The following is a 14,229-nucleotide window of genomic DNA, read 5'->3' as shown; positions in this document are numbered from 1 at the left end:
AATGAGTGCTCCGCAGCCACCGAATCAGCCTTGGGGTGGCGCCCAGCCACCGCAGGGACCCCCGAGTGGCCCTCAGCCGCAGCAAGACAACCCGTTCGGTTCCCCGGAACCGACCCAGGTGGTGCAGCCCGGCCAGCCCGCTCAGCCCGACTACGGGCAACCGCAGTACGGGCAGCAGCCCTCCTATGAGCAGCAGCCCCAGGGAGGCGGGTTCGGCGACACGCCGGAGCCCACGCAGGTCGTGCAGCCGGTCCAGCAGGGTTCCGGTGACGCGAACGCGACCCAGGTCGTGCAGCCGGTGAGCGGCGGCGGGGAAAGCCCCACCGCCGAGTCCACCCAGCTCGTGCCGCCGGGTTCGCAGCCGCCCGCCATCCCGTACGCCCCGCCGCCGAGCGCGGCCGACAACCCGGCCGCCGGTGCCTACGGCGCCCAGGGTGGCGGCTTCGGTCAGCAGCAGGGCTTCGGCCAGCCCCAGCAGGGCGGCTTCGACCCGTCGCAGGGTCAGCAGCAGCCTGGTTTCGGCCAGCCGCAGCAGGGCTTCGGCGGGCCGCCCCAGGGCGGCTTCGGCCAGCAGCCCGGTTTCGGCGGACCGCCGCAGGGTTACAGCCCCGCCGCCTCGGGCGGTGGCGGCGGGAACCCGATGTTCGGGTTCATCGCCGGTGGCGTGGTGGCGTTGCTCGGCCTGATCGCCTTGATCGTGTCGTTCGTCTACTTCGGTGACGCCAGCGACTATTCGAAGGTCTTCGACGGCGCTCCGAACCAAGAGCAGATCCAAAAGTTCCTGGACGAGGCCGGCGTGGTCGGTCCGGGGGCGACCTGGTTCTACGTGATCATGCTGCTGGTCGGATCGCTCGTTTCCCTCGCCGGTGGTGTCGGACTCGCCCTCGCGGGCAAGCTCCCGGGCACGGTGAAGAAGATCGCGCCGATCGTCGTCGCCGCCGGTGGTGCGCTTCTGGTGCTGTTCGGTGTCCTCCTGCTCGTCGGTTCGACCCCGTCGTCGGACTTCCTGGAGAAGCTGCCCGCTTACGCCAGGGAAGGCGCCGGTATCGGTGGAGGCCTGCTGCACCTGCTCCTCGGCATCGTGATCCTGATCGTGGGTGTGCTGGGCCTGATCCCGGCGACCGCGCAGTTCGTGGGTCTCGGTGGCGGCGGTTCGGTGCTGGGTGCCCCGCAGAGCGGTCAGCCCGGTGGTTTCGGTGGCCCGCCGCAGGGTGGCTTCGGTCAGCCGGGTCAGCCCGGTCAGTACGGCGGCCAGCCGCAGGGTGGCTTCGGCCAGCCCGGTCAGCCGTCTTCGGGTGGTTTCCCGCAGCAGGGACAGCAGCCCGGTGGATTCGGGCAGCAGCCCGGCCAGCAGGGGCCGCCCAGCGGTGGCTTCGCCCAGCCGGGTCAGCAGCAGGGTGGCTTCGGCCAGGCTCCGCAGCAGCCCGGTGGTTTCGGGCAGCAGCCGGGGCAGCAGGGTCCGCCCAGCGGCGGTTTCGGCCAGCCGGGCCAGCAGCCCGGTCAGCCCCCGCAGCAGTGGTGATTCGCCGCCACTGAACGGTTTCACTCGAAACACCCCCGGCCCGCGGCCGGGGGTGTTTCGTTTTCGCCGGGGTATCCCCGATTCGCCTGCCATGGCAAGGTTCCGGCGGCTAGGGTGAGCGCCGTCAACCCACACCTGGCCGACGGGAGCGACGTGACCGGTCCGTACGGACATCCCGCACAGCAGCCCGGACCGGCTTACGGGTATCCCGCGCCGCAGGCCCGGCCCTCCGGGGCGACGGCGATCATCGCCGCGGTGCTCGGCCTCGTCGGTGCCCTCGCGTCGGGCTTCATCCCGATCCGCTACTTCATCGAGCTCCCGTCGGGGTTCAGCCTCTCGAACCTGCCGGGCTTCGCGCTCGTCGAACTGGTGCTGTACCTGCTCGCCGCGTTGTTCCTGCTGATGGGCGCGTTGACGACGTTCTTCCGCTCGTTGATCGGCGCCATCCTGCTGATCCTCGGTTCGCTGCTCGCCATCGTGGCCGTCGTGCTGGAACCGATCGCCTTCCGCGTGCCGTACCGGATCCACCTCGACTTCCTGCTCCGGTTCGCGACCTTCGACGGCGTCCTCCGCCTGGCCATGGTCGTGTTCGGACTGCTCGCGCTGCTGCTGGCGGTCCTCCCGCCGACTTTCCGATATCTGCGCTGGCGGCCCGCGCCGGTGCAGCCGTACCGGCCGCAGAACCAGTTCCCCCAGCAGGGCGGATGGTGAGATCCGGCGTTCTTCTCGGGCAAGGAATTCGACAGGGGGAGTCATGACCTTCCAGCAATACCCGCCGCAGGGATACCCGGCACCGGGTGCCTATCCGCCAGGGCCGATGCGGCAGCCGAGCGGCGCGACCGCGATCATCGCCGGGATCCTCGCGATCCTCGGCGGGCTCTGGTTCCTCGCCGGGCTGGCGTCCCACATCATCGAGCTGTCCCACTACTTCATTTCGTTCCTGCTGGTCGGGGCGGCGCTGGACCTCGTCAGCGCGGCCGTGCTCTTGGGCGGCGGGATCATGCTGCTCCTGCGCAAGCGGGCGGGACGGGTGCTCACCGTGATCGGAGCCGCGTCCGCGATCGGGTTCGTGGCGCTGACCTTCCTGCTCCAGGCGTTCGACGCGCATTTCCACTTCTCGTACGGCGGGGTGATGCTGCACTTCGGCGTCGGCTTGCTCCTCATCGTGGTCCTCATCCCGGCGATCGCGACCCTCGTGCTGGCGCTGGTCCCGCCGACGGCGCGCTGGCTGGCGGCCAAGCCGCAGGGCGGCGCCGCGCAGCCGCCGAACTTCGGATATCCGCCGTCACAGCCGGGATACCCGCCGGCCCCCGGTGCCCAGCCACAGGGACAGCCGCCCGGGCAGTGGTGAGTTCGATCCCAGACGATGGGATCGCGCAGGGGTGGTCGTACCCTTGACGGTATGGCCGACGATTACTCTCTGCTGGGCTTCGAGACGCGCGCGATCCACGCCGGGCAGACCCCTGATCCCCGGACCGGCGCGGTCATCGTGCCGATCTACCAGACCTCGACTTACGCGCAGGACGGCGTCGGCGGCACGCGCGAAGGCGACTACGAGTACTCCCGCACCGCGAACCCCACGCGCACCGCGCTGGAGGTCGCGCTGGCGGCGCTCGAAGGCGCGCGGCACGGTCTGGCGTACGCGTCGGGGATGGCGGCCAGCGATGTCCTGCTGCGGGCGACCCTGCGGCCCGGAGACCACCTCGTGCTCGGCAACGACGCGTACGGCGGCACGTTCCGCCTGATCGACAAGGTGCTGAGCCTGTGGGGCGTCGAGCACACGGTCGCCGACCTGGGGAACATCGACGAGGTCCGCGCGGCGATCCGGCCGGAGACGAAGCTGATCTGGTGCGAGTCGCCGACGAACCCGATGCTGGGGATCGCCGACATCGCCGCGCTGGCCGAGGTCGCGCACGGTGCCGGCGCCCGCCTGGTCGTCGACAACACCTTCGCCACCCCGTACCTGCAGAACCCGCTTTCGCTGGGTGCCGACGTCGTTCTGCACTCGACGACGAAGTATCTCGGCGGGCACTCCGACGTCGTCGGCGGCGCGATCCTGACGAACGAGGACGAGCTGCGCGAGCAGTTGTTCTACCTGCGCAACGCGGCGGGCGCGGTGCCCGGCCCGTTCGACGCGTGGCTGACCCTGCGCGGGATCAAGACGCTCGCGCTGCGGATGGAGCGGCACAGCGACAACGCAGAACTGATCGCCCGGATGCTGCTGAAGCACCCGAAGGTCGAGCGCGTCTACTACCCGGGCCTGCCGGAGCACCCCGGCCACGAGGTCGCCTCGAAGCAGATGCGGCGCTTCGGCGGGATGATCTCGTTCACCCACATCGACGGCGAGCAGGCCGCGCTCGACGTCGCGTCGAAGACGAAGCTCTTCATCCTCGCCGAGTCGCTGGGCGGGATCGAATCGCTCATCGAGCACCCCGGCAAGATGACCCACGCGAGCACCGCCGGGTCCACCCTGGAGGTGCCGGACAACCTGCTGCGCCTGTCCGTCGGTATCGAGGACGGCAGTGACCTGGTCGACGATCTGGCCAAGGCCCTGGGCTGACCGCCGCCGAGCCCAGGAAGTGAGCAAGGGACCTTTGCTTCCACTCGCTTAGCCGAGCTAAGTAAGTGGGAGCAAAGGTCCCTTGCTCTATTCGCGCTGGTCAGCGCGGTGTGGTGGGAGGAAGCGCCCGGTTAGGGGCGGTAGTTGCTGGGCGTGACGCCGCTCTTCGCGTCGGCTTCGTGCGAAGTACCCTTCGGCACGGCGGGCAGCTCGGAGCCGTCGACGCAGCCGCCGACGAGTTCGATGTGGTTGTCGTGCCGGATGTACTGGCCCGGATCCACGCAACCGGCGCGGTCGACCGTGTAGACGGCGGCGCCGGTCAGCAGCGCGGCCGAGGTGAGTGCCAGCACGACCGGGAGCATCCCGGCGGAACGGGTCGCCCGGACCCTGCCGATGTTCCCCCGTGCCATGTGCGCTCCCTGCTCGCCTTCGTCGCTGCCGTCAAGAGTACCCGGACCGTGAACTTGTCACGTGACGTATCCGTCAGGTGGCATCATCCGGCCGCGAATCACCGCGTCCTAAGTGGACGGTTGACCGGTGATCGCGGCGACCGCGAGTTCGCGTTCGGGCTCTCCGACGTCGGGCAGGGTGAACCGCAACGCCCTGATGTGGCCGAGCAGTTCGGGGTCGGGCGCCACGTCGTGCTCGCGCAGGTAGTAGGCGACCGCACCCGGCCAGTACCACCGGCCGTCCGTGCGGAAGTTCAACGGCACCAGCGGTTCCCTGTCGGGATCGAACGCATCGGCGTCGTAGCTCCGCGAGGCCAGCACGACCGGCGCGGCGTCGAGATATGCCAGCACGCGTTCCCGCTCGGCCGGGGAAAGCGGCTCACGGTTCACCATCGGACGCCCGGACTCGTCGAGACCGTCGTAGACCCGCGGCGACTTCAGGGATTCCGGGGTTTCCGCGGGCGGGGTGGCCACCGGCGCCGGCTCGAGACCCGCCCGCTGCCGCAGCCACGATGGGATGTTCCCTTCGGCGCGGGGGAAGAAACGCAGTTCGTCCTGGAAGCCGATCGGCGGCGGGGAACGCCGCCAGGCGGGCTCCTGGTCGAGAGTGAAGTCGGCGGCAACGCCTTGAACAGGGTCGAACGTCAGCGTCGCCCCCAGCCATGTGCCCTGGCCAGGCTGGTACATGCCGGCCCGCAGCGTGCCGAGAAGCTGGACCAGTTCCGGCGGTGGTGCGACCGAATGCGTCGTCCCGTCCGGACCGGTGATGAGGACGTCGGTCTCGAGGTGCCTGCCCGCGGCCCGGTGCTCGGTTCGCAGTCGTCGCCAGCCGGGTGGGGCCATCGACGCGAGACCGTTGCCGATCTGGGTGACGATCTGCTGTTGCTGTTCCGGGCTGAGCGGCCCGGGTGGCGTGGTCATCGATGCTCCCCTCCGGTCCGCGGTGGCGGGGGCTGCGTCGTCGCCTGCGGGATCTCCACGAGGGAGCCGTCGGCGAGCAGGTCCGCGACCGACCGGGCGAGGACGTACGCAGTACCGCCGCCTGCCTGCTCGTACCAGGCCACGGCCGTACCGGTGATCGCGCGCACCGGTCGCACCAGCCGGTAGAGGTGGTACTCGCGTTGCGCCCGCTCGGCTTTGTGCGACCGATGGGTGAATTCGGTGCGGGCGGCGAACAGGGTGTTGCCGGCCGGGTCGCCGTAACGGTCCATCTCCGTCCCCGGCGGCAACGTCACCAGCCGCTTTCCTTCGTACAACGACAGGCCACCGTCATCGCTCATCGGCTGGATCGGCCAGGCCGAGGTCGGACGCTTGGCGTCCGGCGGCAGTTCGTCGCGGAAGGCGGACCGGTTCAGGTACAGATGACCGGTGAAGTACCGGGCGGCCTCCCACGCGGTCGCGAAGTCGGCCCGCGCGAAGCGCTCTTCTCCTTGTGCCCAGAACACAGCCCAGCGGCCATTTTCGGGTAGGAGGCACCACGCCCCGTCCGCGATCTCGCCGATCCGGTAGCGGCTCGTGTCCAGTTCCAGTTCGGCCGCGGCCTGCGCCGCCGCGGCCAGCGCTTCCTTGGCCGAGATGTCCGCGTCCGAGTCCCCGGCGAGCGTCGCGACGGCGGCTCTGCCCGACCTGTCCGCCAGCCAGTCCGGCACCATCCCGGCGTCGCGGGGGAAGTCGGCGAGCTCTCGCACATACGCCGAGGTCGGCGGTTCACCGTCCCAGGTCGGTTCCTGGTCCCAGCCGTAGTTCGACTCGATCCGCGAATCGAGGTACACGTGTGCGGTGGTCTCGTTCCACGTTCCTCGCCCCGGCCGGTACATCCCGGCGCGAAGTTCGGCGAGCAACCCGGCGAGTTCAGGCCGCGGCGTCCACAGGTTCAGTCCGCCGTCGGTGGCCCGGCGGACCATGACCGACAGTTCGGAATAGTCGCCGATGGCGCGATAGGTGATCATCACCTGAGACCAGTCCACCGGGCAGAAATTGGCCACCAGATTCGAAACGAGCCCCCAGATCCGGTCCTGTTCCCCGGCTCCGAGCGGCTCCCGTGCGGCGGTCATCGGCCTTCCTCCGCGCTTTCGGCTTCTGCCAGCTTCGTCTTGAGCCAGTCCGGGATGTGCGCCTCGGCGCGCGGGAACGCTTCGAGGTCACGTGCCCAGCCTTCGGTCGCGATCGACGGATTCCACAAGGGATCCCAGTCGTAGTTGTACTTGACGTAGATCGACCCGGGCGGGTCGAGGATCACCCGCGCGGAGAACCACGCGCCTCGGTCCGGTTCGTACATCCGTTCGCGCAACCGGACCAGGGTCTGGCGCACCTCGTCGGGAATGAGCACGGCCGGGTTGGAACCGTCTTCGAGTAGCACCGTCAACGAAAGGTCGTGCACGTCGATGTTGGCGAGGCACATCAGGTCGATGCGCCGCCAGCCCTCGGGGGCCGCGTCGAGGAGGGCGATGCCCACGTCGTTCGTCAGCTCCTGCCGTTGCGTGGCGTCGATCGCCATCAGGTACCGCCCCCTGCGCTAGGTGGCACATTCGGGAAACTCCGAATGCGCACGGTGCGGACGACGTTTCCGTCCGCGTCGGTCACATTCTCCACCCACCGCACCTGCAAGGTGTGTGGTGCCCGGTCGCCATCGGCGCGCAGCGCGTACGTGTCGACCTGTTCGATGCTCCGCTTGAGCCCGTCCGTGTGCTTGGACGGATCGAGGAAGTCGGACAGATCGCTCTCGAAGGCATACCAATGCGCGTCACCGGCGGAGTGCAGACCCTGGTTCTGTGCCCGCCATTGACCGAGCATGTTGAGCAGTTCACCGGGACCGCGGAACTGGTTGCCCGCGATGTGCCCGCCGTCGTACTTGTTGATGTTGCGGCCGGTCGGGTTGCCGTCGGCGTCCAGTTCCGGTTCCTTGCCTTCAACGCCGCCGCCGCGCTTCTGTGAGGACTCGTCACGCCGGTCGATCTCGTGGCTGTCCGCACGCTGCAGGTCGTTGCTCGTGTGCGCGACCGTGTCGGTGTCGTACGACCGCGTGCCGTGCCGATTGCCGACCTCGGGGCCCGTCTCGTACACGAACCGTCCGCCGTCGACGTTGTAGACCATGTTCGGCTTCGGGTAGTTCAGGTCCGGGTGGTGCGGCTGATAGGTCTCGGCGAGCCGGATGTTCCCGTGTTCGTCGGTCCAGTAGACCGCGCGTTGCCTCGTGACCGTCTTGTCGCCGTCCTTGTAGTCGCTCTCGACGACGTACCGCGAATTCGCTTCGAGCGGTGGCGTGTGGCTGTCGAAGAAGGATTCGTTCCGCCCGATGGGGACGGTGCGCCTCGTCGAACCCGCGAAATCGTCCGGGTTGCGCACGTTGGGTGGAACGTCGGCGTCCGGGTCGATCCGCTGGACGAGCCGGACCTCCCCGATGTCGGCGCGCGGCATGTTGGCGAGATCGGGGTTGGTCCGCGCGATCCGGCCGGATTCGACCTCAGCCCAGCGGACCCGGCCGTTGCCGTCGGTGTAGTACGTGCCCCGGTAATCACCGTTGCTGTCGTGCACCCGGTACGCGGTGTTCTCCTGCAGATCCGTGCGGGCGACGAATGGCTGACCGGGCCTCGGCGGGGTCGGCGAGTCCGGGTGGCCCGGTCCGATGTCGACCTGCCTGTCGGCCGGGAAGTCGGGCCGGTGGAAGCGGACGGCCGGCTCGGGGAGCCCGTCGGGCCCGGTGCGGAACACCTGATGTTCGCCGTCGATCTCGACCCGGTAGGTCGTGTCCGGTCGAGGGTGCAGCAGGTCCGGGTTCGCCCGGTAATCCGGGTTCGGCGAACCGTCGGACGTCCGATGCGGGACGTTCGGCTGGCTTGTGTCGATATGCGTGACCTGGCCGGTGCCGTCGGTGTGGTACGTCCCGCGCAGATTGCCGTCGCTGTCACGGACCTCGTAGCTGCGGTTGTTGTCGAGCCGCTGGTTCCCGGGGAACGGCTCGTCCGGCCGGGGAGCCCTCGGTGCGCCCGGCTGCGGGTTGTCCGGCCGTACCCGGATCGGCTCACCGACGGACTCCGGCGTGAAATCGGTTATCCGCTGCGGGTTCTGGCGGCGTTGCTGCTGCCGGTCCTCGTCGAGCAGATCCTGTTCCTGCTGACGGGATGCGGGGTTCCGGTTCGGGTGGTCACTGCTCGGCGCCGAGTTGTCGTCCGCGTCCGGCGGTTCGTCGCCGTCACCGCGGCTTCGGGCGCTGTCGGCGTCCACGTCCTGCTTGTCCGCGTGCGACGTGTCCGGGGTGAAACCGTCGTCGCTCGCCCGGCGGGCGGTGCCGTCAGGGCTGTGGACGTCCCATTCGCCGTTCGGCGGGATCTTGGGCCGGGGGCGGCCGTCGGGGCCGATCTCGTAGTCGGACGAGAAGACGCGCCCGTTCGAGTCGGTCCACGCCGGCTTGCTCGGCGCCATCACCTCGGTGTCGAGCTCCCGCGACAGACGGCGCGCGAAATCGTTCGAGCCGGCGTCGCAGCCGATCAGGCGGATCGGGCGGCCGTCGTAATCCCCGTTGCGCCGCAGGATGTCCGCGAACTCTTCCGGCGTGTAGGTGCGGTTGCCGATCCGGGCGTGCCCGTCCGGCGTGACGTGCACGTCGACGGTGTAGCGGCCGTCCGGATCCGGCTGGACGCGGTGCGGCAGGTCGCCCATGTCCGAGTCGCCGCGGTGGTACGAGCTGCCCGCGGGGGTGCTTTCGGAATGCCGTTGGTTGACCTCGTCCGGTGTCAGCGGGCGATCCGGCTCGCCGTCGGGGCCACGGTCGTGCGGTGTGCCGTCGGGGTTCCCGTTCGGGTCTTGGCGCGGTCCGTGCCCGTCGGGGCCGTGACCGTCCGGCGAACGCGGCGGCCCGGAGTGACCGTCGGGGCCGCGGCCGCCCGGGCCGGTGTTGCCGGGGCCCGTGCCGCCGGGCCGGTTGCCCGGGCCGTGCGTGCTCGGTGAGCCGGTGTGCGGCTGGGCGCCCGGACCGAACTCGTTGCCCCGGGCGACCGGCTGCGGCTGATGCGGCTGGTTCGGCCGTCCGCCGGGACCGGTCTGACCGGGACCGCGGCTGGGGCCGGTGTGGGTGTCCGGGGTGCGCGGGGCGTTCGTGTCCGGGGTGCGCGGCGAACCGGGCGTTCCCGTCCAGCCGCCACCCTGCGGCCTGCCGCCGGGCGAACCCGGGGTGCCGCCGGGCGTGCCACCCGGAGCGCCTTGCGGCGGCATACCGCCGGCGATCGGCTGGCCCTGCGGCGGGACGCCGTGCGAAGCGTCGCCACCGGGACCGCCGCGCTGCGAAGGCATGTGTGACGGGCCGGCGTCGCCGAGGCGCGGTGCCGTGGGGGCGGTGCCGCTGGTCGTCGTTCCGCTGTCGGTCGGCCGGGTGGGGCTGCCGCCGTCGTTGCCGCCGTGGTGACCGGGTGACGGATCGGACCGAGGGGTGGGCGAACCGCCGCTGTCGCCGCCGTGCGGCCGGGGCGAACCGCCGCCGTCGCCGGCGTGGCTCGGGGAGCCACCCGTGTCGGCGCGGGTGTGCGGAGCCGGGGAGCCGCTGTCGGGGGTGTGGCTGGGTGAGCCGTCGGTGTCGGCGCGGGTGTGTGGTGTGGGGGAGCCGGTGTCGGGGGTGTGGCTGGGTGAGCCGCCGGTGTCGGCGCGGGTGTGTGGTGTGGGGGAGCCGGTGTCGGGGGTGTGGCTGGGTGAGCCGCCGGTGTCGGCGCGGGTGTGTGGTGTGGGGGAGCCGGTGTCGGGGGTGTGGCTGGGTGAGCCGCCGGTGTCGGCGCGGGTGTGTGGTGTGGGGGAGCCGGTGTCGGGGGTGTGGCTGGGTGAGCCGCCGGTGTCGGCGCGGGTGTGTGGTGTGGGGGAGCCGGTGTCGGGGGTGTGGCTCGGGGAGCCGCCGGTGTCGGCGCGGGTGTGTGGTGTGGGGGAGCCGCCGGTGTCCGCGCGGTTCGGGCTGGGCGAGCCGCCATCGGACGTGCGGTTCGGAGTGGCGGAATCGCCGGGGGAACCACCGTCGGACCGGGCGGTGCTGGGGGAACCATCGCCACCGGCGGAGTTTCCGTCCGAAGTGGACGGTCCGTCGCCGGCGCGGTTGGGGGAGCCGCCGTCGGAACGGGTGGACGAGCCGCCACCGTCACCACCGCGGGTGGTGCTGGACGGGGTGTCTCCGGTGGAACCGCCGTTCGAGCCGGAATCGGCCGAACCGCCGGAGTTGCCGCCGGAGTTGTCGTTCGGGCCGCTGTTGGTGTCGCCGGAGTTGCCGCCGGAACCGTCGTTCGGGCCGCTGTTGGTGTCGCCCGAGTTGCCTCCGGAGTTGTCACCGTTGGAGCCGCTGCCGGAACCGGAGCCGTCGCCGGAACCCGAACCGTCTCCGGAGCCACTACCGGAACCCGAACCGTCGCCGTCCGGGCCGTCGCCCGAGCCCGAGCCGCCGCCGGTCCCACCGGAGCCGCCGCCGCTGCCGCCGCGCTGGATGAACCCGCCAGTTTTGATGTTCTTGGTGTTGATCACGTCCAGGCCGGTGACCTTGCCCGCGATCTTGCCGAAGATCTTGATGATCTTCTCGAAGACGTCGACCAGCTTGCCCAGCAGCGGCGAGACCCGCCGCATCGCGTCGCAGAGTTCCTTGAGCTTGTCGGCGATCTTCGCGGCCCACTTGGCGATCGCGGTGACGGCCTGCGCGACCACCACGGGCGTGCCGAAGCCGAGGGAGAACACCGTCTCCATGACCCACGCGATGAGCTTGCCGACCGCGTCCGCGATGAGCTGGCGGATGAATTCGCGGACGAACGCGACGATTTCGCCGAAGATCATCACGACGGTGCTGATCCCGCCGGCGACCGTCGCCGCCCCGCTGATCGCCTCCGCCTGCTCCGCGGCCTGCTTGCGGTACTGGTCGGCCGCGTCGCCCGTCCAGCCGGACGTGCCGTTCTTGACCGCGTTCGAGAATTCGACCTGGGTGTCTTCCAGTTTCTTGGCGACGTTGCCCCAGGTCTCGGAGTACGACTGGATGACCGGCGGATCACCGGCGACCGCGTCCAGCATGTCCTTCAGCGGCTGCATGTGTTCCATCAGGAACGACGCCACCGACGACATCAGGTAGCCGAACGGGTCGATCGCGGCGCTGGCCATCTCGCCGGCGAGGCTCAGGACGCCGAGCCCGCCGCCGATCCAGTCGCCGTTCGAGATGCCGTTGAAGGCGTCCATGGCCGACTCGGCGACACCGATGCCCGCCGCGTAGCCGTACTCGCTGTTCCCGGCCGTCAGCGGTCCGGGGCCGTCGCCATCGGTCGGTGCGTTCGCGACGAGCGGGTTCCCCTCGGGCATCAGTCGGGCACCTGCACGTTCTTGAACTCGGCGGCGAAGTTCTCGTCCTGCGTCTGGTAGGCGTTCGACGCGGATCGCACGTTGTTCGCCACCGTCGTCGCGGCCTCGACGGCCTTGTTCAGCGCGTTGATGCCGAACTCCTCCACCGGGTCGAGCATCATCCGGAACGGCTGGCAGATGATGCCGTACGCGTCGGTCGGCATGCTCACCTGCTGCGCGGCGTCGACCGCCGTGCGCAGGCCGTCGGCGATGCCGTCGATCTGCTTGGCGTGCGCGTCGAGGTCGGCGCCGAGCTCATAACCCTTGCCTGCCATGGTTTCTCCCCTCTACCAGGCCGGATGGACGTCTACGAAAGGATGCTGCCGCCGAAGTCGTCGTCATCGTCGTCCTGCGTGCGGCGGCGGCGCGGGATCGGCTTCGGCTGAGGTGGGTTCTGGGGTGGGTTCGCCTGCGTGGACGGGGGCGGGGGCTCTTCCTCCTCCGGGCCGAAGCGGTGGTGCCGCTCGGGTTCCGGGGGTGCGAGGTTCTCCTCCGGCGGGGCCTCCGGGAAGGTGCTCTGCGCCTCCGCGATCACCCGGTTCGCGGTCTCGTCGGTAGTCCCGACCGTCTCGGCCATCGCCGCCTGCAGCAGCTCCGGGATCCGGGACTGCGCGAGCTGGACGAGGCGCATGACCTGCGACGAGACCTCCGCCATCCGTTTGCCGCTCGCGGCTTCGGAGATGACCAGGTTCGTGAGCAGGCCCTTCGAGTCGATCGTGACCTCGATGGTGTTGTCCTTCGACCGCTCGGTGACGGTCTGGCCCTGCATGCGTGCGGCCATCGCCTGATAGCGCGCGGCGGTCTCCTGGATCTGCTTCGTCCAGTTGTCCACCATGCGTTCGCTGGCGTCGACGTTGTCCGGCATCGGGACCCTTCCAAAAGCTGCATGCTGACGTCTTCACACTGACGGTCCGAAGGAGCCTTCGGTTCCGGAGTGCTCGAAGTTTAGTTCCCGTCCGGTGTACCACCCCGCGCCGACAAAGTCGGCCCCGTCACGCAGCGAAAGGGCCCCTCACCGCACGAAGTGCGATGAAGAGCCCTTTCACGCCCTGCGAACTGCCGGGGTCAGAGGTTCCCGCGGCGCGGCGCCGATGGCGCCTCGCCGTTAAAGATTGCCTCGGCGCTCCTGCTCACGCTCGATGGCCTCGAACAGGGCCTTGAAGTTGCCCTTGCCGAAACCGAGCGAACCGTGCCGCTCGATGAGCTCGTAGAACACGGTCGGGCGGTCGCCGATCGGCTTGGTGAAGATCTGCAGCAGGTAGCCGTCCTCGTCGCGGTCGACCAGGATGCGGTGCTCCTTGAGCTTCTCGATCGGCACCCGGACCTCGCCGATCCGCGCACGCAGCTCCGGGTCGTCGTAGTAGGAGTCCGGGGTGTCGAGGAACTCGACGCCCGCGGCGCGCATCGCCTTCACCGTCGCGACGATGTCGTTGGTGGCCAGCGCGATGTGCTGGCAGCCCGCGCCGCCGTAGAACTCGAGGTACTCGTCGATCTGCGACTTCTTCTTCGCGATCGCCGGCTCGTTGAGCGGGAACTTGACGCGGTGGTTGCCGTTGGAGACCACCTTGCTCATCAGCGCCGAGTACTCGGTCGCGATGTCGTCGCCGACGAACTCCGCCATGTTCACGAAGCCCATGACGCGGTGGTACCAGTCGACCCAGTAGTCCATCTTGCCGAGTTCGACGTTGCCGACGCAGTGGTCGACGGCCTGGAACAGCCGCTTCGGCGCGCCTTCCGGACGGACGACGCTGCTCTCGCGCGGCTCGTAGCCGGGGAGGTAGACGCCGGTGTACTTCGACCGGTCGATCAGCGTGTGGCGGGTCTCGCCGTAGGTCGCGATCGCGGCGATGCGCACGGTGCCGTGCTCGTCGGAGACGTCGTGCGGCTCCTCGAGGACGGTGGCGCCCTGCGAGCGGGCGTGCTCGATGCACCGGTCGACGTCGGCGACCTCGAGCGCGAGGTCGATCACGCCGTCGCCGTGACGGCGGTGGTGGTCGAGCAGCGGGGAGTCGGGCTTGACGCCGCCGGTGATCACGAAGCGGGCCGAGCCCGACTTCAGCACGAACGACTTGCGCTCGAAGTTCCCGGTCTCGGGGCCGGAGTACGCGACGAGCCGCATGCCGAAAGCGACCTGGTAGAACCACGCGGTCTGCGTGGCGTTGCCCGCGATGAACACCACCGCGTCCATCGACTTCACCGGGAAGGGGTCGGTCGAAGAGTCGTGATCGACGAGGCCGACGAGCTGACGCAGCTGGTCGTAGCTCACGTCGTCAAGAGCACCCTGGGGTTCCACTGTGTGCGTCATGCCCTGAAGCATCCGAGCGCGTGACAAAATGCGCAACGGTCAAAGA

12 protein-coding genes are annotated in these 14,229 nt (G+C 69.8%); 4 read left to right on the top strand and 8 right to left on the bottom strand.

Going from position 1 to position 14,229, the window contains the following annotated elements; genetic code table 11:
- Window positions 1–118: 118 nt before the first annotated feature.
- From H4W30_RS15645 to H4W30_RS15630, 4 genes are all read left to right on the top strand, one after another.
- Window positions 119–1,522, top strand: coding sequence for a hypothetical protein (locus H4W30_RS15645; protein WP_192743473.1), 1,404 nt, complete (start codon window positions 119–121; stop codon window positions 1,520–1,522).
- A 153-nt stretch (window positions 1,523–1,675) separates the two neighbouring features.
- Window positions 1,676–2,233 carry a hypothetical protein gene (locus H4W30_RS15640; protein WP_192743472.1) on the top strand — a complete coding sequence of 186 codons (558 nt, stop codon included), beginning with the start codon at window positions 1,676–1,678 and terminating at the stop codon, window positions 2,231–2,233.
- 43 nt (window positions 2,234–2,276) lie between these two features.
- On the top strand, window positions 2,277–2,873 hold the full coding sequence (locus H4W30_RS15635) for a DUF3824 domain-containing protein (RefSeq protein WP_192743471.1): 597 nt from the start codon (window positions 2,277–2,279) through the stop codon (window positions 2,871–2,873).
- Between the two features lie 51 nt (window positions 2,874–2,924).
- A complete protein-coding gene (locus H4W30_RS15630) occupies window positions 2,925–4,082 on the top strand; it encodes a cystathionine gamma-synthase (RefSeq protein WP_034305458.1) in 1,158 nt (385 codons plus the stop codon).
- Between the two features lie 131 nt (window positions 4,083–4,213).
- On the opposite strand, the gene H4W30_RS15625 is transcribed toward H4W30_RS15630, so the two are convergent.
- From H4W30_RS15625 to hppD, 8 genes are all read right to left on the bottom strand, one after another.
- Window positions 4,214–4,492, bottom strand: a complete 279-nt coding sequence (locus tag H4W30_RS15625) for a hypothetical protein (protein ID WP_126736407.1) — start codon at window positions 4,490–4,492, stop codon at window positions 4,214–4,216.
- A gap of 108 nt (window positions 4,493–4,600) precedes the next feature.
- Window positions 4,601–5,452: a ferredoxin gene (locus H4W30_RS15620; protein WP_192743470.1), complete on the bottom strand. Its 852-nt coding sequence runs from the start codon at window positions 5,450–5,452 to the stop codon at window positions 4,601–4,603.
- Window positions 5,449–6,585 carry a TNT domain-containing protein gene (locus H4W30_RS15615; protein ID WP_192743469.1) on the bottom strand — a complete coding sequence of 379 codons (1,137 nt, stop codon included), beginning with the start codon at window positions 6,583–6,585 and terminating at the stop codon, window positions 5,449–5,451. The genes H4W30_RS15620 and H4W30_RS15615 overlap by 4 nt, the downstream gene beginning before the upstream one ends.
- On the bottom strand, window positions 6,582–7,028 hold the full coding sequence (locus H4W30_RS15610; protein WP_192743468.1) for a hypothetical protein: 447 nt from the start codon (window positions 7,026–7,028) through the stop codon (window positions 6,582–6,584). The genes H4W30_RS15615 and H4W30_RS15610 overlap by 4 nt, the downstream gene beginning before the upstream one ends.
- The gene (locus H4W30_RS15605; protein ID WP_192743467.1) at window positions 7,028–11,839 is read right to left on the bottom strand and encodes a hypothetical protein; all 4,812 of its coding nucleotides are present in this window, start codon (window positions 11,837–11,839) and stop codon (window positions 7,028–7,030) included. The genes H4W30_RS15610 and H4W30_RS15605 overlap by 1 nt, the downstream gene beginning before the upstream one ends.
- On the bottom strand, window positions 11,839–12,153 hold the full coding sequence (locus tag H4W30_RS15600; RefSeq protein WP_126737519.1) for a type VII secretion target: 315 nt from the start codon (window positions 12,151–12,153) through the stop codon (window positions 11,839–11,841). The genes H4W30_RS15605 and H4W30_RS15600 overlap by 1 nt, the downstream gene beginning before the upstream one ends.
- 32 nt (window positions 12,154–12,185) lie before the next feature.
- Window positions 12,186–12,743 (bottom strand): YbaB/EbfC family nucleoid-associated protein, encoded by a 558-nt coding sequence (locus tag H4W30_RS15595; RefSeq protein WP_192743466.1) that lies wholly within the window; start codon window positions 12,741–12,743, stop codon window positions 12,186–12,188.
- A 240-nt stretch (window positions 12,744–12,983) separates the two neighbouring features.
- The gene (gene hppD, locus H4W30_RS15590) at window positions 12,984–14,183 is read right to left on the bottom strand and encodes a 4-hydroxyphenylpyruvate dioxygenase (RefSeq protein WP_126737517.1); all 1,200 of its coding nucleotides are present in this window, start codon (window positions 14,181–14,183) and stop codon (window positions 12,984–12,986) included.
- Window positions 14,184–14,229 lie beyond the last annotated feature (46 nt).

The sequence above is a fragment of the Amycolatopsis roodepoortensis genome (genome assembly GCF_014873915.1).
GTDB classification, from domain to species: domain Bacteria; phylum Actinomycetota; class Actinomycetes; order Mycobacteriales; family Pseudonocardiaceae; genus Amycolatopsis; species Amycolatopsis roodepoortensis.
Note: the sequence above shows the minus strand (reverse complement) of the source record. Positions and strands in the feature narration are given on the sequence as shown.